General features: G+C 73.8%; 23 protein-coding genes and 1 pseudogene. 14 read left to right on the forward strand and 10 right to left on the reverse strand.

Features of this window, described 5'->3' with window-relative positions:
- Positions 1–735: inositol monophosphatase family protein (locus tag ACQEUR_RS23995; RefSeq protein WP_433035210.1), on the reverse strand; the 735-nt coding region annotated here is incomplete at its 3' end.
- 289 nt (positions 736–1,024) lie between these two features.
- Between ACQEUR_RS23995 and ACQEUR_RS24000 the strand changes: the two genes are divergently transcribed.
- Both ACQEUR_RS24000 and ACQEUR_RS24005 read left to right on the forward strand, forming a co-directional pair.
- A complete protein-coding gene (locus ACQEUR_RS24000; protein ID WP_433035213.1) occupies positions 1,025–2,659 on the forward strand; it encodes an RNA polymerase sigma factor in 1,635 nt (544 codons plus the stop codon).
- A 247-nt stretch (positions 2,660–2,906) separates the two neighbouring features.
- Complete coding sequence (locus ACQEUR_RS24005; protein WP_203860997.1) at positions 2,907–3,140, forward strand: DUF7455 domain-containing protein; 234 nt, start codon at positions 2,907–2,909, stop codon at positions 3,138–3,140.
- 84 nt (positions 3,141–3,224) lie between these two features.
- On the opposite strand, the gene ACQEUR_RS24010 is transcribed toward ACQEUR_RS24005, so the two are convergent.
- The 3 genes and pseudogenes from ACQEUR_RS24010 to ACQEUR_RS24020 all read right to left on the reverse strand — a co-directional run bounded on the left by ACQEUR_RS24010 (position 3,225) and on the right by ACQEUR_RS24020 (position 6,319).
- Positions 3,225–4,949: a DEAD/DEAH box helicase family protein gene (locus ACQEUR_RS24010; protein ID WP_433035297.1), complete on the reverse strand. Its 1,725-nt coding sequence runs from the start codon at positions 4,947–4,949 to the stop codon at positions 3,225–3,227.
- Positions 4,950–5,457: 508 nt separating this feature from the next.
- Positions 5,458–6,060 (reverse strand): annotated as a pseudogene (locus ACQEUR_RS24015) (trimeric intracellular cation channel family protein); the annotation flags it as partial.
- Between the two features lie 40 nt (positions 6,061–6,100).
- Positions 6,101–6,319: a DUF3039 domain-containing protein gene (locus ACQEUR_RS24020; protein WP_433035216.1), complete on the reverse strand. Its 219-nt coding sequence runs from the start codon at positions 6,317–6,319 to the stop codon at positions 6,101–6,103.
- Positions 6,320–6,424: 105 nt separating this feature from the next.
- On the opposite strand from ACQEUR_RS24020, the gene ACQEUR_RS24025 reads away from it, so the two are divergent.
- Together ACQEUR_RS24025 and ACQEUR_RS24030 are read left to right on the forward strand one after the other, a co-directional pair.
- The gene (locus tag ACQEUR_RS24025) at positions 6,425–7,360 is read left to right on the forward strand and encodes a pseudouridine-5'-phosphate glycosidase (protein ID WP_433035219.1); all 936 of its coding nucleotides are present in this window, start codon (positions 6,425–6,427) and stop codon (positions 7,358–7,360) included.
- On the forward strand, positions 7,360–8,343 hold the full coding sequence (locus ACQEUR_RS24030) for a carbohydrate kinase family protein (protein WP_433035222.1): 984 nt from the start codon (positions 7,360–7,362) through the stop codon (positions 8,341–8,343). The genes ACQEUR_RS24025 and ACQEUR_RS24030 overlap by 1 nt, the downstream gene beginning before the upstream one ends.
- 33 nt (positions 8,344–8,376) lie before the next feature.
- Here the strand turns inward: ACQEUR_RS24030 and ACQEUR_RS24035 are convergent, their stop codons facing one another.
- On the reverse strand, positions 8,377–8,733 hold the full coding sequence (locus ACQEUR_RS24035; RefSeq protein WP_433035225.1) for a DUF3099 domain-containing protein: 357 nt from the start codon (positions 8,731–8,733) through the stop codon (positions 8,377–8,379).
- Positions 8,734–8,869: 136 nt separating this feature from the next.
- Here ACQEUR_RS24035 and ACQEUR_RS24040 point away from each other — a divergent pair, with 136 nt between their 5' ends.
- Positions 8,870–9,157 carry a hypothetical protein gene (locus ACQEUR_RS24040; protein ID WP_433035228.1) on the forward strand — a complete coding sequence of 96 codons (288 nt, stop codon included), beginning with the start codon at positions 8,870–8,872 and terminating at the stop codon, positions 9,155–9,157.
- A complete protein-coding gene (locus ACQEUR_RS24045; protein WP_433035231.1) occupies positions 9,154–9,525 on the forward strand; it encodes a hypothetical protein in 372 nt (123 codons plus the stop codon). Before ACQEUR_RS24040 ends, ACQEUR_RS24045 begins: the two co-directional genes overlap by 4 nt.
- Before the next feature lie 57 nt (positions 9,526–9,582).
- Here the strand turns inward: ACQEUR_RS24045 and ACQEUR_RS24050 are convergent, their stop codons facing one another.
- Positions 9,583–10,161: an HhH-GPD-type base excision DNA repair protein gene (locus tag ACQEUR_RS24050; RefSeq protein ID WP_433035234.1), complete on the reverse strand. Its 579-nt coding sequence runs from the start codon at positions 10,159–10,161 to the stop codon at positions 9,583–9,585.
- A 114-nt stretch (positions 10,162–10,275) separates the two neighbouring features.
- Between ACQEUR_RS24050 and ACQEUR_RS24055 the strand changes: the two genes are divergently transcribed.
- Positions 10,276–10,677 carry a hypothetical protein gene (locus tag ACQEUR_RS24055; protein ID WP_433035237.1) on the forward strand — a complete coding sequence of 134 codons (402 nt, stop codon included), beginning with the start codon at positions 10,276–10,278 and terminating at the stop codon, positions 10,675–10,677.
- A 46-nt stretch (positions 10,678–10,723) separates the two neighbouring features.
- On the opposite strand, the gene ACQEUR_RS24060 is transcribed toward ACQEUR_RS24055, so the two are convergent.
- The gene (locus tag ACQEUR_RS24060; RefSeq protein ID WP_433035240.1) at positions 10,724–10,852 is read right to left on the reverse strand and encodes a hypothetical protein; all 129 of its coding nucleotides are present in this window, start codon (positions 10,850–10,852) and stop codon (positions 10,724–10,726) included.
- Between the two features lie 235 nt (positions 10,853–11,087).
- Between ACQEUR_RS24060 and ACQEUR_RS24065 the strand changes: the two genes are divergently transcribed.
- The 6 genes from ACQEUR_RS24065 (at position 11,088) to dtd (ending at position 16,184) form a co-directional block, all read left to right on the forward strand.
- Complete coding sequence (locus ACQEUR_RS24065) at positions 11,088–11,663, forward strand: hypothetical protein (protein WP_433035243.1); 576 nt, start codon at positions 11,088–11,090, stop codon at positions 11,661–11,663.
- A gap of 52 nt (positions 11,664–11,715) precedes the next feature.
- Complete coding sequence (locus tag ACQEUR_RS24070; protein WP_433035246.1) at positions 11,716–12,540, forward strand: pentapeptide repeat-containing protein; 825 nt, start codon at positions 11,716–11,718, stop codon at positions 12,538–12,540.
- Positions 12,541–12,683: 143 nt separating this feature from the next.
- On the forward strand, positions 12,684–13,124 hold the full coding sequence (locus ACQEUR_RS24075; RefSeq protein ID WP_433035249.1) for a cupin domain-containing protein: 441 nt from the start codon (positions 12,684–12,686) through the stop codon (positions 13,122–13,124).
- Between the two features lie 271 nt (positions 13,125–13,395).
- Entirely contained in the window at positions 13,396–14,070 is a 675-nt protein-coding gene (locus ACQEUR_RS24080; protein WP_433035252.1) for a lytic polysaccharide monooxygenase auxiliary activity family 9 protein, read from the forward strand.
- A gap of 201 nt (positions 14,071–14,271) precedes the next feature.
- Positions 14,272–15,756 (forward strand): DUF7059 domain-containing protein, encoded by a 1,485-nt coding sequence (locus tag ACQEUR_RS24085; RefSeq protein WP_433035255.1) that lies wholly within the window; start codon positions 14,272–14,274, stop codon positions 15,754–15,756.
- Between the two features lie 5 nt (positions 15,757–15,761).
- Positions 15,762–16,184 (forward strand): D-aminoacyl-tRNA deacylase, encoded by a 423-nt coding sequence (dtd, locus tag ACQEUR_RS24090; protein ID WP_433035258.1) that lies wholly within the window; start codon positions 15,762–15,764, stop codon positions 16,182–16,184.
- 83 nt (positions 16,185–16,267) lie between these two features.
- On the opposite strand, the gene ACQEUR_RS24095 is transcribed toward dtd, so the two are convergent.
- Complete coding sequence (locus ACQEUR_RS24095; RefSeq protein ID WP_433035300.1) at positions 16,268–17,056, reverse strand: sporulation protein; 789 nt, start codon at positions 17,054–17,056, stop codon at positions 16,268–16,270.
- A gap of 270 nt (positions 17,057–17,326) precedes the next feature.
- Here ACQEUR_RS24095 and sigB point away from each other — a divergent pair, with 270 nt between their 5' ends.
- Positions 17,327–18,373 (forward strand): RNA polymerase sigma factor SigB, encoded by a 1,047-nt coding sequence (sigB, locus tag ACQEUR_RS24100; RefSeq protein WP_433035303.1) that lies wholly within the window; start codon positions 17,327–17,329, stop codon positions 18,371–18,373.
- 151 nt (positions 18,374–18,524) lie between these two features.
- On the opposite strand, the gene ACQEUR_RS24105 is transcribed toward sigB, so the two are convergent.
- Both ACQEUR_RS24105 and ACQEUR_RS24110 read right to left on the reverse strand, forming a co-directional pair.
- Positions 18,525–20,150 (reverse strand): ABC transporter permease, encoded by a 1,626-nt coding sequence (locus ACQEUR_RS24105; RefSeq protein WP_433035261.1) that lies wholly within the window; start codon positions 20,148–20,150, stop codon positions 18,525–18,527.
- Positions 20,147–21,073 (reverse strand): ABC transporter ATP-binding protein, encoded by a 927-nt coding sequence (locus ACQEUR_RS24110; protein ID WP_433035264.1) that lies wholly within the window; start codon positions 21,071–21,073, stop codon positions 20,147–20,149. The genes ACQEUR_RS24105 and ACQEUR_RS24110 overlap by 4 nt, the downstream gene beginning before the upstream one ends.
- Positions 21,074–21,117 lie beyond the last annotated feature (44 nt).

The raw sequence follows: 21,117 nt of genomic DNA on the forward strand, positions 1-21,117 counted from the left end.
GGCCGGCGCACCGGAGAGGCCGTCCACCCGCAGTCCCGCCTCGGTGGCGACCAGCCCGCCGGCGGCGTGGTCCCAGAGGTTGAGGCCCTTCTCGTAGTACGCGTCGACCGCCCCCTCGGCGGCCAGGCACAGGTCGATCGACGCGGCACCCAACCGGCGGATGTCCCGTACGTGCGGGATCAGCTGGGCCAGCACCCCGGCCTGGTGGGCCCGGCGAGCGGCGTCGTAGCCGAAGCCGGTGGCGACCAGCGCCTTGCCGAGTTGCGTCTCCGCCGAGCAGCGCAGCCGCCGCCCGGCCCGGTACGCCCCGCCACCCCGGGTGGCGGTCCACTCGTTCCCGGTCACCGGCTCCCGGACCACGCCGGCGACGACCTCGCCGTCGACCGCGGCGGCCAGCGAGACGGCGTAGTGCGGCAGCCCGTAGAGGTAGTTCACCGTGCCGTCGATCGGGTCGAGGATCCAGCGGACGCCACCGGGAGCGGCGGGGCCGGCCGCCTCGGCGTCGCCGTACTCCTCGCCCAGGACCGCGTCGTCGGGGCGCACCTCGCGCAGCGCGGCGACCGCCTCCCGCTCGACGGCCCGGTCGGCCGCGGTCACCACGTCGGTGACGGTGCTCTTGGTGGCCACCGGCGAGACCCCCTCGGCCCGCATCCGGCGGGCGGTCTCCGCCGCCTGTCTGGCCACGCGTACCGCGATGTCGAGCAACTCCTCCGGAGCCGGTGTCGTGCCGCGCATACGTCCCCTTCCCGTACGCCTGTGACGTCCGATGCCCGGCGCGAGTATCATCCTTACAAAGTCCACACGCGCACAGAGTCGGTGGCCCCGGACCGCGTCTCCGGCGTGCGGCGCGGGATGATCGCCGCAGACGGCGTTACAATTCACGCCTGCCCACGTGCCACGGACCGCCGAGCATCGGCCGGCCCGGGACACGGGGGTTCCTCAACCACATCGGCCCGGCACGTCGCCTCGCGCTGCGCCGGCCGACCCCGGCCGTGCTCGCTCCATCGCCTCCGGAAGGTCATTCGTGACAGAACCCCGCCACACCGGCGCCGACGTACGCTCGCTCACCGACACCCTGATCGCTCACGCGCAGAACGCCGGCGGCCAGCTCACGTCGGCTGAGCTGGCGCGGACCGTCGAGTCTGCTGAGGTGACTCCGGCCCAGGCCAAGAAGATCCTGCGCGCGCTCTCCGACGCGGGCGTGACCGTCGTGGTCGACGGCTCGGCGAGCACCCGTCGCCGGGTCGCCGCCGCCCGCTCCGCCACCCCCGCGTCCCGGGCCACCACCGCCAAGGCGACCAAGAAGGCGGCGGCACCGGCACCGAAACAGGCGCCCGCCGCCGACGAGGCCACCGCGGCCCGGAAGCCGGCACCCCGCAAGGCGACGCCCGCGGCCGGGCCGGCGCCGGCCGGTGCCAAGGTGGCCGCGAAGCCCGGCGAGGCACCGGCCAAGGCGGGCGCGAAGCCGGCCCGGGCCGCGAAGGCCGGCGCGACCGGCCCCGGCAAGGCCACCAAGGCCTCCCCCGGCAAGGCGGCCGACTCCGACGAGCCCGTCGACGGCGACATCGATCCGGAAGAGCTCGCCGCCGTGATCGAGGACGTGGTGGTCGAGGAGCCGGCCGAGCTGGCCAAGGCCGCCGAGGCCGACGCCGCCAGTTCGGCGACGGACAACGACTTCGAATGGGACGACGAGGAGTCCGAGGCACTCAAGCAGGCGCGGCGGGACGCGGAGCTGACCGCCTCCGCGGACTCGGTCCGGGCCTACCTGAAGCAGATCGGCAAGGTCCCGCTGCTCAACGCCGAGCAGGAGGTCGAGCTCGCCAAGCGGATCGAGGCCGGGCTCTACGCCGCCGAGCGGCTGCGCGCCGCCGAGGAGGGCGAGGAGAAGCTCGTCCGGGAGATGCAGCGCGACCTGATGTGGATCTCCCGGGACGGGGAGCGGGCCAAGAACCACCTGTTGGAGGCCAACCTCCGGCTGGTGGTCTCGCTGGCCAAGCGCTACACCGGGCGGGGCATGGCCTTCCTCGACCTGATCCAGGAGGGCAACCTCGGCCTGATCCGCGCCGTCGAGAAGTTCGACTACACCAAGGGCTACAAGTTCTCCACCTACGCCACCTGGTGGATCCGCCAGGCCATCACCCGCGCCATGGCCGACCAGGCCCGCACCATCCGCATCCCCGTACACATGGTCGAGGTGATCAACAAGCTGGGTCGGATCCAGCGCGAGCTGCTCCAGGACCTGGGCCGCGAGCCCACCCCGGAGGAGCTGGCGAAGGAGATGGACATCACACCCGAGAAGGTACTGGAGATCCAGCAGTACGCTCGGGAGCCCATTTCCCTCGACCAGACCATCGGTGACGAGGGCGACAGCCAGCTCGGCGACTTCATCGAGGACTCCGAGGCGGTCGTCGCGGTCGACGCGGTCTCCTTCTCGCTCCTGCAGGACCAGCTCCAGCAGGTGCTGCAGACGCTCTCCGAGCGGGAGGCGGGCGTGGTCCGGCTCCGCTTCGGGCTGACCGACGGGCAGCCTCGGACGCTGGACGAGATCGGCCAGGTCTACGGGGTGACCCGGGAGCGGATCCGGCAGATCGAGTCCAAGACGATGTCCAAGCTGCGTCACCCGTCCCGTTCGCAGGTCCTGCGGGATTATCTTGACTGATCCAAAAAGTCAACCAGTCGTGTCGATATGATCACCAGACGTACAACACCGTCTGGTGATCGGCTGGTTCCCCGATTGTGATCGTTGACGTGGCACCCTGGTGGCACGGCACACTGTCTCTACCACGTGTGACATCGGTCCCCCGGGGGCACACTGGGAAGGCCAAGCCCCACAAGGGTGTTGGACGATAGGTGAGCAACGACCGAAGAGAGAGTGTTCATCGGTGACGACCGCAGGAGGACAGGCGATGACCCCGACCCTCACGCCGCCGCCCGAGACGGTGGCTCCCCCAGCCGCCGATGAACGGTGCGACCGCTGTAACGCCGCCGGCAAGCTCCGGATCACCCTCGCGGGTGGGAGTGAGCTGGTGTTCTGTGGACATCACGCGAACAAGTACGCCGAGGATCTCGTGAAGATCACGGTGCGGTACGCGGTTGACCCGGAGTTCAGTTGGCGCGGCGCCGAACTGATGGCGAACTGACCACATCACGACATAGCTGACCGGAGGTGCCCGAACGGGCGCCTCCGGTCGTCTATTACCCGGAACACCCGGAACACCCGCGGTTCACAGCGACTGTACGGTCGCGATCCGTTCCTCGAGCTGCTCGATGGTGGCCTGCGCACTGGGCGGTCCACCGCAGCGCCGGCGCAGCTCGGCGTGGATCTTGCCGTGCGGTAGGCCGGTGCGGTGGTGATGCGCGGCGACCAGCGCGTTGAGCTGCCGCCGCAGCGTGACCCGGCGTTCCGCCGCGCTCAGCGGAGGGCTGGCCGGCCGGGGCGCGGGCACCGGCTCGCTGCCGGCCTGCCGGCGTCGCTGGGCGGCCAGTTGCTCCGCCTGCCGCTTGCCCAGCAGCACCGCCACCTGGTCCGCGGTGAGCAGGCCGGGCAGGCCGAGGTACTCCTCCTCCTCGGGGGTGCCGGCCTGGGCGGCGGTGCCGAAGGACGCCCCGTCGAAGATCACCTGGTCCAGCTCGGCGGTCGCGGAGAGCGCCTCGAACCGCTTCTCCAGCTCCCCGCTGGCCTTCTCGTTCCGCTGGGCACGCTCCAGCAGGTCGTCGTCCAGCCCGTCCTGCCGCTTCGGCGCGCCGAGCACATGGTCCCGCTCCGCCTCCATCTCGCTGGCCAGCCCGAGCAGGTGCGGCACGCTCGGCAGGAAGACCGAGGCGGTCTCCCCCGGGCGCCGGGCCCGGACGAACCGGCCGATCGCCTGGGCGAAGAAGAGCGGGGTCGAGGCGCTGGTCGCGTAGACGCCGACGGCGAGGCGGGGGATGTCGACGCCCTCCGACACCATGCGCACCGCGACCATCCACCGCTGGTCGGACGCCGCGAACGACGCGATCCGGGCCGAGGCCCCCACGTCGTCGGAGAGCACCACGACCGCCCGTTCCCCGGTGACCCGTTCGATCAGCCGGGCGTACGCCCGAGCGGACTGCTGGTCGCTGGCGATCACCAGCCCGGCGGCGTCGGACATCCCACCCGCCCGGAGCACCTGCAACCGGGCGTCGGCCGCGCGCAGCACCTGCGGCATCCAGTCCCCGGCCGGGTCGAGCGCCGTACGCCACGCCTGGGCGACCAGGTCCTGGGTCATCGGCTCGCCCAGCCGGGCGGCCAACTCATCCCCGGCACTGGTCCGCCAGCGGGTCTCCCCGGAGTACGCGAGGAAGATCACCGGCCGGACCACGCCCTCGGCGAGCGCGTCGGAGTAGCCGTACACGGAGTCGGCCCGGGAGCGCTGCAGGCCGTCCGACCCTCGCTCGTAGGTGACGAACGGGATGGGGTTGTCGTCGGAGCGGAACGGCGTACCGGTCAGCATGAGACGGCGCACGGCGGGCTCGAAGGCCGCCTTCACCCCGTCGCCCCAGGAGCGCGAGTCACCCGCGTGGTGGATCTCGTCCAGGATGACCATCGTGCGCCGGGTCATCGTCCGGCGCCGGTGCACGTGCGGCGCGACACCGACCTGGGCGTACGTGACGACCGCGCCGTGGAAGTCCGCCGACGAGTGCAGGTCGGCGTTGCGGAACGCGTCGTCGAGCTGGATGCCGACCCGGGCGGCGGCCGTTGCCCACTGGGTCTTCAGGTGCTCGGTGGGTGCGACCACGGTGACCGCCTCGACGGTGCCGTCGGCGAGCAGTTCGGCGGCGATCCGCAGCGCGAAGGTGGTCTTGCCGGCGCCGGGGGTGGCGACGGCCATGAAGTCCTCGGACCGGCGACGCAGGTACACCACCAGCGCCTTGCGCTGCCACGCCCGCAGCGGCGGGAACGCATCGGTGACCGGCAGCCGGGCTCCCACGCAGAACCACTCCTCTCCGACCACGAAAACGCCTCCGCGACCGGACCGAGCGCGAAGGCCGTCCCAGCATAACCAGCAGACGCCCGAGGGTCCGTGCGACACCGTGCCCACAGCGGCCCCGGCCGTCGCGGCAGTGTCACCTCGTCACGCCGCGCACCCGCCGCCGCGCCCCCGCCGCCGGACCGCCCTCCGCCTCAGCGGACCGGGACGGTGCCGGGGGTCGTCCCGTTGCCCGGAGGCCGGTCGCCGGGCGGCTCCGCGCCGGCGGGACCGCACCGGGAAGGGCCCGTGACGCCCCCGGTCCGCGCCGTGACGCCCCCGGACGGCGCCGTGACGCCCCCGGACCGCGCCGTCACGGCCCCCGGTCCGCGTCGTCACGCCCCCGGTCCGCGCCGTCGTCAGCGCGCCGGGAAGGGCGGCGGCCCCCGGGCTCCGCACGGGCGCCCCCGGCCTCGTGCGCCACGGCGACCGGCACGGAACGGGCGCCGCCGGCCTCGTGCGCCACGGGGACCGGCGCGGACCAGCGGCGCCGCAGCGCCACCAGGCGCACCGCGAAGACGAAGAGCGCGGCGGCGACCAGCGGGGCGGGGCCGGCGAGCCCGGCGCGGTCCAGGGCGACCACCGCCACCGAACCGCCCAGCGCCGCGACGGCGTAGATCTCCCGGCGCAGCACCACCGGGATCTCCCCGGTGAGCAGGTCCCGGGCGAGGCCACCGCCGATGCCGGTCAGCATGCCGAGCAGGCCGGCACCGACCGGCGGCATGCCGGCGGCGAGCGCCGTCAGCGTGCCGGTGACGGTGAAGAGGCCCAGCCCGGCCGCGTCGAGGACCAGCACGGTGGTGCGCAACCGGGCCAGCTGCGGATGGAGCCGGAACACCGCGGCCGAGGTGACCGCGGCGGTGACCGCGTACCGCCAGTCGGCGAACGCCAGCGGCGGGGCCTCGTCGATGACGAGGTCCCGGAAGATGCCTCCGCCCAGCGCGGCGACGAAGCCGACGAAGACGACGCCGAACAGGTCGAGACGCTTGGCCACCGCGGCCGAGGCGCCGGAGGCGGCGAAGATCGCGACTCCGGTCAGGTCGGCCAGCAGCAGGACGGCGGTGGCGGTCACCGCAGGATGTTACGCGGCCGGCGGGCGGTGCCGCACCGGCTCAGCCCCGCATCGAGTCGTAGATCTCCTTGCACTTCGGGCAGACCGGGGAGCCCGGCTTGGCCGCCTTGGTGACCGGGAACGTCTCGCCGCAGAGTGCGATCACGAAGGTCCCCATGACCGCGCTCTCGGCGATCTTTTCCTTCCGGACGTAATGGAACATCTCCGGCCCGGTGTCCGCGTCCTTCAGCTCCGGACGCTCGAGAACCTCTGTGCTCACGGCAGCAATTCCTCCCTAGTGACCCCGCCAACGGTCAAGTTTGGCAGGTCACTGCCGAGCGGTCCACCGGAACTCCCCGCCGGCCCGGCCCGTACGGTGACCAGCGTGACCGACTATCAGATCCGGTACGGCGCCGAGGTCGCCGAGGCACTGCGCGCGGGACGACCCGTCGTGGCCTGTGAGAGCACCATCGTCTCGCACGGGCTGCCCCGCCCGGACAACCTGCGGGTGGCTCGGGAGATCGAGCGGGCGGTACGGGACAACGGTGCGGTGCCGGCGACGATCGGCATGGTCGCCGGCGAACTGGTGGTGGGCCTCGACGACGCCCAGCTGACCCGGCTGGCCAGCGCGGACGGGGTGGCGAAGCTCTCCGTCCGCGATCTGGCCGTGGCCGCCGCCACCGGCGTGGACGGGGCCACCACGGTCGCCGCGACCAGCGCGGTGGCCGCCGCCGCCGGCATCCGGGTATTCGCCACCGGTGGACTGGGGGGCGTACACCGGGAGGCGGCACAGACCTTCGACGAGTCGGCCGACCTGACGACGCTGTCCCGGACCCCGATCGCGGTCGTCTGCGCCGGGGTGAAGTCGATCCTCGACGTCGGTGCCACGCTGGAGCGGCTGGAGACGCTGGGCGTGGCGGTGGTCGGCTACCGCAGCCGCCGGTTCCCCGGCTTCTTCATCACCGACGGCGGCTTCGACCTGGACTGGTCGGTCGAGTCGCCGGAGCAGGCCGCCGCCGTGCTGGCCGCCCGCGCGGCGCAGGCGGTGCAGCCCGGCGCGCTGATCGTGGCGAACCCACTGCCGCCGCAGGAGCAGCTCGACCCGGAGTTGCACGACCGGACGCTGACCGACGGGCTGGCCCGGCTGGCCGCCGACGGGATCACCGGCAAGGCGGTCACCCCGTTCCTGCTGGCCCACTTCCACGCCGCCACCGAGGGCGCCAGCCTGGCGGTGAACGTACGGATCATCCTGCGCAACGCGGCCCTGGCGGCGCGGATCGCGGTAGCCGCCGCGACGACGGCGACCGGCTCCGGCCGCTGATGGGCCCACCACCGCGGATCGTGGCGGTCGGTGACCCGCCGCAGATCATCGCGGTCGGGGACACCCCGCGGATCATCGCGGTCGGCGACATCGTGACGGACGTGCTCGCGGTGCTGCACCGCCGGATCGCGCCCGGCTCGGACACCCCGGCCGCGATCCGGCTCACCGGCGGGGGCCAGGCCGCCAACACCGCCGCCTGGCTGGCCTGGGCCGGGCATCCGGTGACCCTGGTCGGCGCGGTGGGCGAGGACGAGGCCGGCCGGTCGCGCGTCGCCGAGCTGGCCGGACTCGGCGTGCACTGCGCGGTACGGCGGTGCCCCGACGCGCCGACCGGCACCGTGCTCGTGCTCGCCGGGAACGGCGAACGAACGATGATCACCGAGCGGGGCGCGAACCTCCGGCTGGACCCCGCCGACGTGGACGCCGCGCTGGCCGACGCGCCGGACGCCGGCCACCTGCACCTGTCGGCGTACACCCTGTTGGACGCCGGGTCCCGCGACGCCGGCCGGCGCGCGCTGGCCGGCGCGCGCGAACGCGGACTGACCACCAGCGTCGACGCGGCGTCCGCGGAGCCGTTGCGCCGGGTCGGCCCGGCGGCGTTTCTGGACTGGGTACGCGGCGTGGACCTGCTGCTCGCCAACGCGGACGAGGCGGCGGTGCTGGCCGGTCCCGGGTCGGCGGCCGACCAGGCGACGTCGTTGACCGGGGTGGCCCGGCACGCGGTGGTGAAGCGTGGTGCGGCCGGGGCCGTCTGGGCGGGGCCGGACGGCGCGGTGGCCGTCGCGGCGGCCCGCCGGGTGGTGGTGCGGGACGTCACGGGGGCGGGCGACGCCTTCGCTGCGGGATTGCTCTCCGGCTGGCTGCGCGGCGCGGGCCCGGCCGAGGCGCTGGAGCGGGCGGTGGAGCTGGGCGGCGTCGCCGTCTCGGTGCTCGGCGCCCGGCCGGGCGGGGCGCCGGACCGGGCCGGGACGACGACGGACTGAGCCGGGGCGGTTCCTCCCCCCGGCGGGGCCGGCTCAGGGCTCGGCGTCGATGACCCGGTGGGGTCGTTCCTCGGCGGGCAGCGCGCGCGGCGGGGTCTCGACCAGGTGCCGGCGACGCATCCGGGCGCCGAACCGGTGCTCCTCCTTCGGCGGGCGGTCGTTGGCCAGCAGCACCGCCAGCCACGGGATGAGCACCATGCCGACCGCACAGAGCGGCAGCCAGAGCCAGAGCAGCGGGGCCTTGGCGCCGACCAGGATCGCGCCGGCCACGACGCAGAGCGCCCGGACCGACATCATCACGATGTAGCGGCGCTGGCGGGTACGCAGTTGATCATCCTGGCTGCGCGGGGCGTCGGTGATCAGGATGGGCTGGTACGCCTGATGCTTCACCGCTGCCTCCTCGGGATGTCCCCCCGGCCCGCTCGCCGATGCCGTCCCATACTCCCACTTTCACCTTCCGCGCGGTCGGTCGCCAGCCGATGCCGGTCACACCGCCCGCGTGTTACGTCCGTGGTACGCTCCCGGAGTGGGCAGCAGGTTCAGCTTCACCGACGAGGCACTGGGCAACCTGCGGGTCCACGACGTCACCCCCGGCGAGGTGTGGGAGGCGCTGCACAGCGCGCGGCGGGTGATCCGGCGCCTCGGCGACGACGTGATGGTGGTCTACGCGACCGCGCGACGCGGGCGACGGCTGGCCATCCTGCTCGCCGAGGCCGACCAGGTCGACAACGACTGGGACGTCCTGTCGGCGCGTGACCTGACCGACATCGAGGCCAAGCGCTACGACGAGGCGATCCGGGGATGGCGACGGTGACGAGTGCGGCCCGGTGGCCGGGCGACGGCATCCGGAACGAGCAGGAGGCGGTGACGGTGGACCGACACGACGCGACGAAGCAGTTCCACTCCGGCGACGAGCGGCTCGCGGACCTGATCGACGGCGCTCCGCCCGTCGAACTGCCGACCCCGGACACCGACGTGCCGATGGTCAGCCGCTCGGTGCGGCTGCCGCTGGACACCTACGAGCGGGTACGCGCCGCCGCCGAGGCCCGGGGGATCGGCGTCACCACCCTGATGCGGCAGTGGATCGAGGCCGGCCTGGCCGACCTGGACGACTCCGCGACGGTGTCGCTCGCCGACGTACGCCGGGCCCTGGCCGCACTCGCCCAGCCGACCGCAGCCTGACCGCCGCGCTCGACGGCCGCATGCTCGCCGTGGAGGGCGACGGAACGGCGGGGTGGCTCAGCCCGCGGCGGCCGACCTCGCGGCGGCCTTCGTTCGCTGCTTGTACTCCCGCACCTTGAGCAGGGACGCCTCGTCGGTCACGTCGGCCACCGAGTAGTACGCCCCCTCCTCGCCGTACGCGCCGGCCGCCTCCCGCCAGCCGGGCGGGCGCACCTCGAAACGCTTGCCGAGCAGCGCGAGGAAGATCTGCGCCTTCTGCCGCCCGAACCCCGGCAGCCCGGTGAGCCGCCCGAGCAGTGCCGCGCCGTCCTCCGCCTCCGCCCAGAGCCGGCCCGGGTCGCCGTCGTAGCGCTCCACGAGGGTCCGGCAGACCTCCTGCACCCGGCCCGCCATCGACTTCGGAAAGCGGTGCAGGGCGGGGCGCTCGGCGAAGAGCGCGACCAGCGCCTCCGGGTCGTAGCCGGCCAACTCGGCCGCGTCCGGCTCGTGTCCGAGCCGCCTCGCCAGCTCGTACGGGCCGGCGAAGGCCTTCTCCATACTCACCTGCTGGTCCAGGACCATCCCGACGAGCAGGGCCAGCGGGTCGCGCCGGAGCAGTTCGTTGGCCTCGGCGGCGATGGGCAGCGAGAGCGTCATGTGCCAATACTGCCCGGTGGCCCGGCCGGCCAGGTACGGGGCTGCCCGAACGGGTTGGCCGGCCTAGCCTGGACGTGACCGCACGGCTCGGCCACCGGCGGAAGGGGGCGGGCGATGATGGTGCTGATCGCGGCGACGGTCGCGCTGCTGGCCGTACTCGCGGTGGGGCTGGCCACGGCGGTCCGGCGGCCCGCGGACGTACCCCGGGTGGTCCGGCTCGCCGGACTGGCGATCACGGCGGGCGTGGCGCTGCTGCTCGCGCCGCTGACCGTCCAGGACTCCGGTGCCGCGGCCCTCTATCTGCTCGGCGTCCCGGTGCTCGCGACGCTGCCGCCGCTGCTGGCCCACCGGCTCGGCCGCGCGGCCGGGATCGTCGACCTCCTCGCCGCGCTCGTCATCGGCGGGTGGGGTCTGCTGCTGGCGCTCGGCATCGGCGTCGCGTTCCTCCCCGGCGCACTGCTCTACGCCGCCGCGGCGGCAGGGTCGCTCGCGCCGCGCCCGGCCGCTTCCGGCTGAGCGCAGACCCCCCGCACCATCCCGACGGGGCCCGCCACGCGCGGAGTCACGGGACCGGCACCGCGCTCCCCGCCGCCTCCCTGGCACGTCGGGCCCGCATCGCGTTGTCGTGGGCCGCGCCGCCCACCGCCCGTTCGCAGGCCGGGCACATGACGATGGACGTCGATGTTGCCATCGATGCGCGCTCCGTGCTGAAATGGCTGACATCGCCGCAGTGTGGGGGCAACCACCTGGGGGAGAGAGCCGGGCAGCCCGCCGGAGGGGCGTACGTCGACAGCGGACGGCGCGGCCCGTCGGCGGCACGCGATTCCCGCTGCCATGCCAACCCGGGAGCCATGCCAATCCGGCAGCCAGCCGACCCTCCACAGTCAGCCACCCAACGGACCAGACCGGCGAGATGGAGCACGATCATGTCTTCCCCCACCAGCGCCCCCGCGTGGTACCGCAACCGCTTCCTGTGGGTGGCGGTCATCCTGGTGACGGCGGCGGCCGCGGCGGCCGTACTGGTCAGGGCCGCCGGCTCGGACGCCGATCCGGCCGACCTGAACGGTCAGATCAGCAAGCGGATGCAGGTGGTGCTCGAACAGGCCGACCCGGCGTCGCACCACGGCCACGGTGAGCACGTCAAGCGGGAGAGCGACAAGCCGGCGAGCGTCGTCTGCGGTGTCACCGTCTACGGCTACGAGCCGACCGACGCGAGCACGCTGGCCGAGGTCGACCGGGTCTACGGCTTCCACATGTGCGGCGTCGCCGAGCCGAAGCTCCCGTGGGACTGGGCCGTCAAGCTGGTCGGCCCGCTGATCATGGACATGTCCACCGAGCCGCCCGGGATCCAGGTCGCCGAGGCGACCGCCACCATGCGGTACGTGGACCGGGTCAAGGAACTCTTCCCCGACCCGTGGGAGCAGCAGGCCCTCACCACAGCGCTGACCGACGAGGGCATGGCCGACCTGCGCCGCCGGTACGACGCCGCCGCCGGGCTCTGACCGCGCCGGCCGGTCTTCTCGGGCGTCCCGGCGCGTACAGTGGGTGACCCCGATGGCCAGGAGACCACGCGCCTTGTCCGAGCTGTCCCGGCCGCCCGCTCCCACCGGGAACGGGCGAACCGACCTGCGAGCCGACTGCGAACGCTGCTTCGGGCTCTGCTGCGTGGTACCCGCCTTCGCGGCCTCGGCGGACTTCGCCGTCGACAAGCCGGCCGGGCAGCCCTGCCCGAACCTGCGCTCCGACTCGCGCTGCGGCATCCACCGCGACCTGCGGCAGCGCGGCTTCCCCGGCTGTACCGTCTTCGACTGCTTCGGCGCCGGGCAGAAGGTCGCCCAGATCACCTTCGGCGGGCAGGACTGGCGTACGGCGCCCGCCATCGCGGCGCGGATGTTCGGGGCGTTCCCGGTCATGCAGCACCTGCACGAACTGCTCTGGTACCTGACCGAGGCGCGCGGGCTGGCACCGGCCGGCGCACTGCGCGCCGAACTCGACGACGCGCTGCGGGAGATCGAGGCGCTCACCCTCGGCAGCCCGGAGGCACTGGCCGGGCTGGACGTGGCGGCCCGCCGCCGGGAGGTCAACGCCCTGCTGCTGCGTACCAGCGAACTGGTCCGCGCCGGGCGCGGCCGGACGGGTCCGGACCGCCGGGGAGCGGACCTGGTCGGGGCCGACCTGCGCGGCGCCGACCTGGGCGGTGCCGACCTGCGGGGCAGCATCTTCCTCCTCCAGTCCCAGCTCGACGCGGCGCGCGGCGGCGCCGACACCCGGTTGCCCGACTCGCTGCGCCGCCCCACGCACTGGTCCGGGTCCGGCACGCCGGTCGACCGGGCGCCCCGGGCAGCGGGCCGGGGACCGCGGCGGTCCCGGCGCCGATGAGGCGTGGCACCGCGCGCCCCGTCGGGGATGCCCGCGCCCGGATCGACGCACCCGGGCAACACCGCCGGCGCGACTCGGTACGCTGCCGGTGTGCGCGGCGGCGGGACGACGGGCCGCGGCCGTACCAGCGAGGGGAGCCACCCGTGACGACGCCGAACCGCCCCCCGCTGGCCGAGCGGCTCGACCTGGCGCCACACCCCGAGGGCGGCTGGTTCCGCGAGACCTGGCGGTCGGCGCACTCCTTCACCCCCGACGGGTACGCCGGTCCGCGCAACGCGGCGACCGCCATCTACTTCCTGTTGCAGCCCGGTGAACGCTCCCGCTGGCACGTGGTGCGCTCCGACGAGCTGTGGCTGTGGCACGCCGGTGGCCCGCTCACGCTCCGGCTCGGCGGCTCGGCGGAGCTGCCCGGAACGGAGCCGGCGGAGATCCGGCTCGGCGCCGACCTGGCGGCCGGGGAGCGCCCGCAGGTGGTGGTCCCGGGCGGCGTCTGGCAGGCGGCCGAGCCCGCCGGCGAGCTGCCGGTGCTGGTCAGCTGCGTGGTGGCGCCCGGCTTCGACTTCGCGGACTTCCAGCTGGCGTGACCGGCCGGCACCGGGCGTCCGCCGCCGACGCGGCGCACTTCCGGAAACATATCGATACTCACCTATTGCTAACCCCGCCGGTCCATGCTGCAATGGTTCATATCGCCGCAGGACGGGGGCAACCGTGCGCGGCGACCGGGGAGCCGAGTCCTGACCCCCATGCCGGACGTCGATGCGACGGACGCCACCACCTACGTCCGAACGCCCTCCGGTACCCACCAACGACCGCACCGCGCGACCACGCACCGGTCGGACAGAAGGGAACCACCTCGTGAAACTGCTGCGCAGACTCGCCGTCGTCGGTACCGCGGCGGCACTGACCGCCGGGCTCCTCACCGCCGTCTCCCCCGGCGCGGTGTACGCCCACGGTGCGCTGATGATGCCGGCCAGCCGCACCTACGCGTGCTATGTGGACGGCCTCACCCCGCAGGGCAACATCGTGAACAAGAACGCCGGCTGCATCGCCGCGGCGAACGTGAGCGGCGTCAGCCCGCTCTACAACTGGTTCAGCGTGCTCCGCTCGGACGGCGCGGGCCGGACCCGGGGCTTCGTTCCGGACGGCCAGCTCTGCAGCGGCGGCAACTCCACCTTCCGCGGCTGGGACCTGGCCCGCAACGACTTCCCCAAGGCATCCGTCCGGGCCGGTGCGAACATCCAGTTCCGGTACAGCAACTGGGCCGCGCACCCCGGCCGGTTCGACCTGTACGTCACCCGGAACGGCTGGAACCCGACCAGCCCGCTGACCTGGAACGACCTTGAGTCGTCGCCGTTCAGCTCGGTCACCAACCCGCCGCAGAACGGCGGCGTCGGCACCAGCAACGGCCACTACTACTGGAACGGCAACCTGCCGTCCGGCAAGAGCGGCCACCACATCATCTACTCGGTGTGGACCCGGTCGGACAGCCAGGAGACCTTCTACGGCTGCTCGGACGTGACCTTCAGCTGACGTCCTCGGCCCCGGGGGGCGCCGCCGAGCGCGGCTCCCCCCACCGACCTTTCCACCAGGGGGTCCGGCCGCGCCGGCCGATCCAGCCGGCGCGGCCGTGGGCACCCCCTGACCGTCTCGGCCACCCCTGAGGGTGGTTCCGGCGCGGTGCACCCGGGGGTTGCGGGCGCCCCGCCGGCCACGGCGGGCAGGATGGACGCCGTGGACGGATACGACATGCTGCTCTCCCCCGCCGGAGTGGACCAGCTCCGCACGGCACTGACCGGCGCGGGCTACACCTCGAGCGGCATCGCCGAGCGGCTCGGCCCGCGGGCGACCAGCGCACTGACCCGCAACGACTTCCGCGCCGCGCTGCGGACCACCGAGGACCGCGACCCGCTCGGCACCCTGATCCGGCTCTTCGTCTGCGCCCAGACGGAGCCCGAGGCGGCCGTACGGGCGGCGCTCGCCCCGCTGCCACTGACCGATGCACTCGGCGCCGGGCTGGTCGAGCCGTACGGCGACGGGCTGCGCCAGGGCGTCGACCTGGAGCCGTACGGGGACAGCTGGTGGGTCCTCTCCGACGTGCCGGGCAACGCCCGCCCCGGTCAGCCCCTCGCCCCGGACCACGTGCTCGGGATCGGCGGCGCGACCACCACGCTGGTCGGGGCGACCGTCCGGCGCCCGGTCGACAGCGCGCTCGACCTGGGCACCGGCAGCGGGGTACAGGCGCTGCACCTGGCCGGGCACGCCCGCTCGATCACCGCCACCGACGTCTCCGACCGGTCACTGCGGTTCGCGGCGACCACCGCGGCGCTCAACGGCCACCGGTGGGAGCTGCTCAAGGGCGACCTGGTCGGCCCGGTCGCCGGGCGCCGCTTCGACCTGGTGGTGAGCAATCCCCCGTTCGTGGTCGGCCCCGGCACCGCCACGCACAGCTACCGGGACTCGGGACGGGCCGGGGACGGCGTCGCGGCCGAGCTGGCCGCCGCCGCGCCGGAGCTGCTCACCGAGGGCGGCACCATGCAGTACCTGGCGAACTGGTTGCACGTCGCCGGCGAGGACTGGGCCGAGCGGGTCGCCGGCTGGTTCGCCGGTACCGGGCTGGACGCCTGGGTGATCCAGCGCGAGGTGGCGGACCCGATGGCGTACGTGGACCTGTGGCTGGCCGACGCCAGCGAGGGGACCGACCCGCACCGGGCGGCGGCCTGGCTGGACTGGTTCGACGCGCAGAAGGTGGAGGCGGTCGGCTTCGGCCTGGTCAACCTGCGCCGCGGCGGTCACGCCGACCCGGTGCTCCGGATCGAGGACCTGCGTCAGACGGTCCAGCCGCCGCTGGGCGAGCAGGTCGCCGCCTGGTTCGACCGACAGGACTGGCTGCGGTCGCGCGACGACGCGGCGCTGCTGGCCACCCGTTTCCGGGCGGTCGACGGGCTGACGCTGCGGCAGGAGGCCACGATGGGCGCCGAGGGTTGGGCGGTGGACCGGCAGGTGCTCGCCATGTCGCACGGTCTGCGCTGGACCGAGGAGGTCGACCCGCTGGTGCTGGCCCTGGTCGGCGGGGCGGACGGACGGGTCCCGCTGCGGGAGCAGTTGGCGGTGCTCGCCCTCGCGCACGACGTACCGGAGGCGGATCTGGCCGAGGCGGCCGGGCCGATCATCGCGCACCTGGTGGAGCGCGGCGTCATCCTGCCCGTGGCGGACTGACCGTCGTGCGGGCGGTGGTGCAGACGGTCGGCCGGGCCAGCGTGACCGTGGACGGCGAGGTGGTGGGCGCGATCACCGACGGCCTGCTGGTGCTGCTCGGGGTGACCCACTCCGACACCCCGGGCACCGCCGGAACGATGGCCCGGAAGGTGCACGAGCTGCGCATCCTGGACGACGAGCGGTCGGCGGCGGACGCCGGAGCGCCGGTGCTGGTGGTCAGCCAGTTCACCCTCTACGGCGACGCCCGCCGGGGGCGCCGGCCGAGTTGGGGAGCCGCCGCCCCGGCCGAGGTGGCGGAGCCGCTGGTGAGCGCCTTCGTGGACGCGTTGCGGGTCCGTGGCGCCGAGGTGGCCACCGGCCGGTTCCGGGCGCACATGCTGGTCGAGAGCGTCAACGTCGGCCCCCGGACGGTGCTGCTCGAACTCTGACCGGCCCGACGGTCCCGGACCCCGGGCGGCGCGGAACCCGCGGCCGGGACGGGGGGCCGGCGGCGGGTTCCGTCGACCCGCGGTCAGAAGAACAGGCCGCGCCGCTGCATCGACTGGCGCAGCCAACCGTCGAGCTGGCTGGCCCAGTCGGTCCGGTCCGCGGTGGCCCAGTCCACGGTGAACCGGCCGAAGGCGTCCCGCCCCTCGGTGAAGATCCCGCCCCGCTTGTCCACCTCCAGGACGACCTGCAGGTGCTGGGGCGTGGCAACGAAGGTCAACTCCAGCTGGTTGAGCGCCCCGGCGTACTGCGGCCCGGGATAGAACTCGATCTCCTGGTAGAACGGCAGCGACTGCTGCACCCCGTAGATGCGGCCCCGTTCCACGTCCGCCCGGCTGAACCGGAAGCCGAGCTGGGTGAGCGCCTCCAGGATCCGCTCCTGCGCCGGCAGCGGGTGCACGGCCACCGCGTCGAGGTCCCCCTTGTCGACCGCACGGGCCACCTCCAGCTCGGTACGCAGCCCCATCGTCATGCCGCGCAGGTGCTGGCCGAAGATCTCCGTGACCGGCGTCTCCCAGGGCACCTCGAAACGGAACGGGATCTCGTGGCGCTTCCCGCTCTCCAGCCGGAACGGCCCGGTCACCCGCTGGCGCTGGAACTCCTGGTCGGCCGCGTACTCGCTGTCGCCGGCCTCCACCTCGACCCGGGTCATCAGCCCCAGCGCGACGTACTCGATGTCGACGTCGTGCTCACCTCCGGCGACGTGGATCCGTCCCTCCAGGAAGCCACCCGGCCGGCAGTTCGGGTTGGTCAGCACCGTCTCCACCGACGGACCGCCCACCCCCATCGCCTGCATCAACCGCTTGAAGACCACAGCGTCCTCCATCCGCCACGTGCGCCGAACCGGTCTGGTCGCCGACGCCGACCCGTCGCACAGTAACCCGTGCCGCCAAGCCGGAACCCGGGTTGCCGAGGGGACGAAGCCGGCCTTTCCGGCGAATCACCGCCGGAGCGTCTCCCGGATTCATGCCATCCCCACCGTCTCCTCACCGCCGCTTCACGCCCCACCGGCCAAGCTATGTCTCACCAGCGCGATTCGTCCGCTGGGACACGCCACATTGTCGAGACGGGGAGGCGACAGATGATGGTCCTGCAACCGAACGAGAACCACACCCACCCGGCCAGCACGGCCGGACCCGATACCGAGTCGACCGGCGAGGGTACGCCCGGGCCGGCCCTGGTCGACCTCGACGCCACCGACGAGCGCGGCGCCTCGGCGGACCTGGTCCGGGCCTACCTGAACGGCATCGGCCGCACCAAGCTGCTCACCGCCGTACAGGAGGTCGAGCTGGCCCGCCGGATCGAGGCCGGGCTCTTCGCCGAGGAGAAGCTCGCCGCCGGCGCGGGGCCGGGGACCCTGCCGGCGGCGCTGCGGGCCGACCTCGCCACCATCGCCGCCGAGGGCCGGGCCGCCAAGGACCACCTGCTGGAGGCCAACCTCCGGCTGGTGGTCAGCATCGCCAAGCGCTACACCGGGCGGGGCATGGCCTTCCTCGACCTGATCCAGGAGGGCAACCTCGGCCTGATCCGCGCCGTCGAGAAGTTCGACTACACCAAGGGCTACAAGTTCTCCACCTACGCCACCTGGTGGATCCGCCAGGCCATCACCCGCGCCATGGCCGACCAGGCCCGCACCATCCGCATCCCCGTACACATGGTCGAGCAGGTCAACCGGATGGTCCGGACCCGCCGCGAGCTGGCCGTCACGCTGGGCCGCGAGCCGGGCGTCGCCGAGGTCGCCGCCGCGCTGGGGGTGCCGGAGTTCCAGGTGATCGAGCTGATCTCGTACGACCGGGAGCCGGTCAGCCTGGACCAGGCCGTCGGCGAGGACGGCGAGAGCGCGCTCGGTGACTTCGTCGCCGCGGTCGACCCCCGGGACGCGCCGGGTGACGCGCTCGCCCAGGGCCAGCTTCGCAGCGAGGTGGAGATCGTGCTGGCCACGCTCTCCCAGCGGGAGCAGGCGGTGATCCGGCTGCGCTTCGGCCTCGACGACGGGCGGCAGCGCACGCTGGACGAGGTGGGCCGGGAGTTCGGGCTCTCCCGGGAACGGATCCGCCAGATCGAGAAGGTGACGCTGCTCAAGCTGCGCCACCCGTCCCGGGCCGAGCGCCTGGAGGCGTACGCGAGCTGATTCGCGTCGACGGCCCCGGCCACCCCGTACGGGTGGGCGGGGCCGTTCCGCGTCCGGGTACCGGCGGACGGCGGTGTTAGGAGGGGGCCCTTCCTATACAAAAAGCGATAAGAAGGGGCCCTTCCTTACACCCCTTCCTTACACCCCGGGCTCAGGGGGCGAGGTCGCGTCGGCGGAACGCCACCAGTCCCAGCCCGGTCAGTACGGCGGCGACGGCGAGCAGCACCAGCACCGGGGTCGCGGCCGGATCGGCGGCCGGTACGGCGGGCAGGTGCGTGAACGGCGAGACGTCCAGCACCGCCTGCGGCAGTTCCAGCACCTCGCCGAGCTGCCCCAGGAAGACGCAGACGAGCAGCGCGGCCCAGCCCAGCGGCACCGACCAGCGGGGCAGCAGCCCGAACAGCAGCAGCGCCAGCCCGGCCAGGACGAGCGCGGCGGGCGCCTGGAGCAGCCCGGCGGGGGCCAGCCGGCCCACCTCGCCGGGCACGTCGCCGCTGACCAGCCCGTAACCCAGCCCGGTGCTCGCCCCGGCGAGCAGCAGCAGCCAGACCGTGCCGAGGCCGGCGCAGAGCAGGTGGCTGGCGGCCCAGCGGGGCCGGCTCACCGCGGTGGCCAGGATCCCCTCCAGCGGCCCGCCGGTCTCCTCGGCGCGCATCCGCAGCACCGCCTGGACGGAGTAGGCCGCCACGGCGAGCGCGAACAGGCTGAACATCGCGGACAGGAAGACGTCGAGCAGTTCACCCGCGCCCCCGAGCTGCGCCATCAACTCGACGGCGGCCTGGTTGTCGCCGATCATCTCGTCGACCTCGTCACCCACCGAGCCCATCGCCAGCCCCATCACCGCGATGCCCACCGTCCAGCCGAGCAGCACGGGTCGCTGGAGTCGCCAGGCCAGCCCGATCGGGCTGAGCAGGCCCCGGGGTGCCCTCGCCGGTCCGGGGCGTACCGGCAGCAGACCGCTGCCCAGGTCCCGACGTTCGGTCAGCCGGAAGGCCGCCGCCACGGCGAGCGCGGTGAGCCCGACCGTCAGCCCGAGCACCCACCAGCGGTTGACGTCGTACGGGCGGACCTGGTTGGCCCAGCCGAACGGGGTGAGCCAGGAGGGCCAGGCGCTGGCGACCCGCAGCCCGTCCGGCGAGGCCGTACCGAAGGCGTCACCGGCGGCCCGCAGCAGGAAGCCGAGCCCGACCGCCGCCGCGGCGAGCCCGTTGGCGCCGCGCGCCGTACCGGAGACCTGGGCGGTGAGCGCGGCGATCCCGGCGAACGCGATCCCGATCCCGGCGATCGCCGCGCCGAGCGCGAGCGAGCCGGTCGCCGGCAGGTCACCGGCGACCAGGGCGAGCGCCAGCAGTACGCCGCCGAGCAGGTTGGCCCCGACCGCGACCGACAGTGCCGCGCTGAGCGGGGCGTGCCGGCCGACCACCGCCGAGCCGAGCAGCTCGGCCCGGCCGGTCTCCTCGTTCTGCCGGGTGTGCCGGACCACGGTGAAGGTGCTGAGCAGGGCGGCGAGCAGGGCCAGCAGGGTGTACGCCTCGGCGGTGACCACCGCGCCGAGGCTCGGTCCGGAGGCGGGACCGTTGAACGCCCGCGCCACCACGCTTGCGGCGCTGGTGGTGGCGTACGCGATCCGGTCCTGTTCGGTGCCGTAGAGCCCGGCCACGCTGCCGGCGACGGCGGTGGCCACCGCCGGCAGGCCGAGGATCCAGAGCAGCAGCTTGATCCGGTCGCGACGCAGGGCGAGCCGGGTCAGCCGGACGGTGCCGGTGAACGCGCTCATCGGGCACCCACCGGGCTCGCGGGCTGCGCACCGGCCCGGCTCGTGTCGTCGCCGTAGTGGCGCATGAACAGCTCCTCCAGCGTCGGTGGGGCGCTGGTCAGGGCGCGCACCCCGAACGGCACGAGGTGCCGCAGCACCTCGTCGAGCCGGTCGGGCTCGATCTCGAACCGGGCACTCGTCCCGTCGACCGTCAGCGACCGCACTCCCGGCAGCTCGGCGAGCCCCTCCACCGGCCGCTCGGTCTGCACCGACATCGGGGTACGGGTGAGGTGGCGCAGCTCGGCGAGGGTGCCCGACTCGACCGTGCGGCCGGCCCGGATGATGCTGACCCGGTCGCAGAGCGCCTCGACCTCGGCCATCACGTGGCTGGAGAGCAGCACGGTCCGGCCCTGCGCGCGCAGCGCCCGGACGTAGTCCTGGAAGACCGCCTCCATCAGCGGGTCGAGGCCGGAGGTCGGCTCGTCCAGCACGAGGAGTTCGACGTCGGAGGCGAAGGCCGCGACGATCGCCACCTTCTGCCGGTTGCCCTTCGAGTAGGTGCGGCACTTTTTGGTGGGGTCGAGGTCGAAGCGCTCCAGCAGCTCGTCGCGGCGGGTCCGGTCGAGTCCGCCGCGCAGTGCGCCGAACAGGTCGATCGCCTCGCCGCCGGAGAGGTTGGGCCAGAGGTTCACGTCGCCGGGTACGTACGCCAGCCGGCGGTGCAGGGTCACCGCGTCCCGCCACGGGTCACCGCCGAGCACGGTGACCTCGCCGGCGTCCCTGCGGAGCAGGCCCAGCAGGATCCGGATGGTGGTGGACTTGCCGGCCCCGTTCGGGCCGAGGAAGCCGTGCACCTCGCCGGGTCGTACGGTCAGGTCCAGTTCGTCCAGGGCCCGGCTGGTCCCGAAGGTCTTCACCAGCCCACTCACCGAGATCGCGGTCATCGCGTCCCTCCACTCCCGATCAGGAGATCGTCCCCGTCGAGGAC

Source organism: Plantactinospora sp. CA-290183 (genome assembly GCF_050936375.1).
Classification (GTDB): domain Bacteria; phylum Actinomycetota; class Actinomycetes; order Mycobacteriales; family Micromonosporaceae; genus Plantactinospora.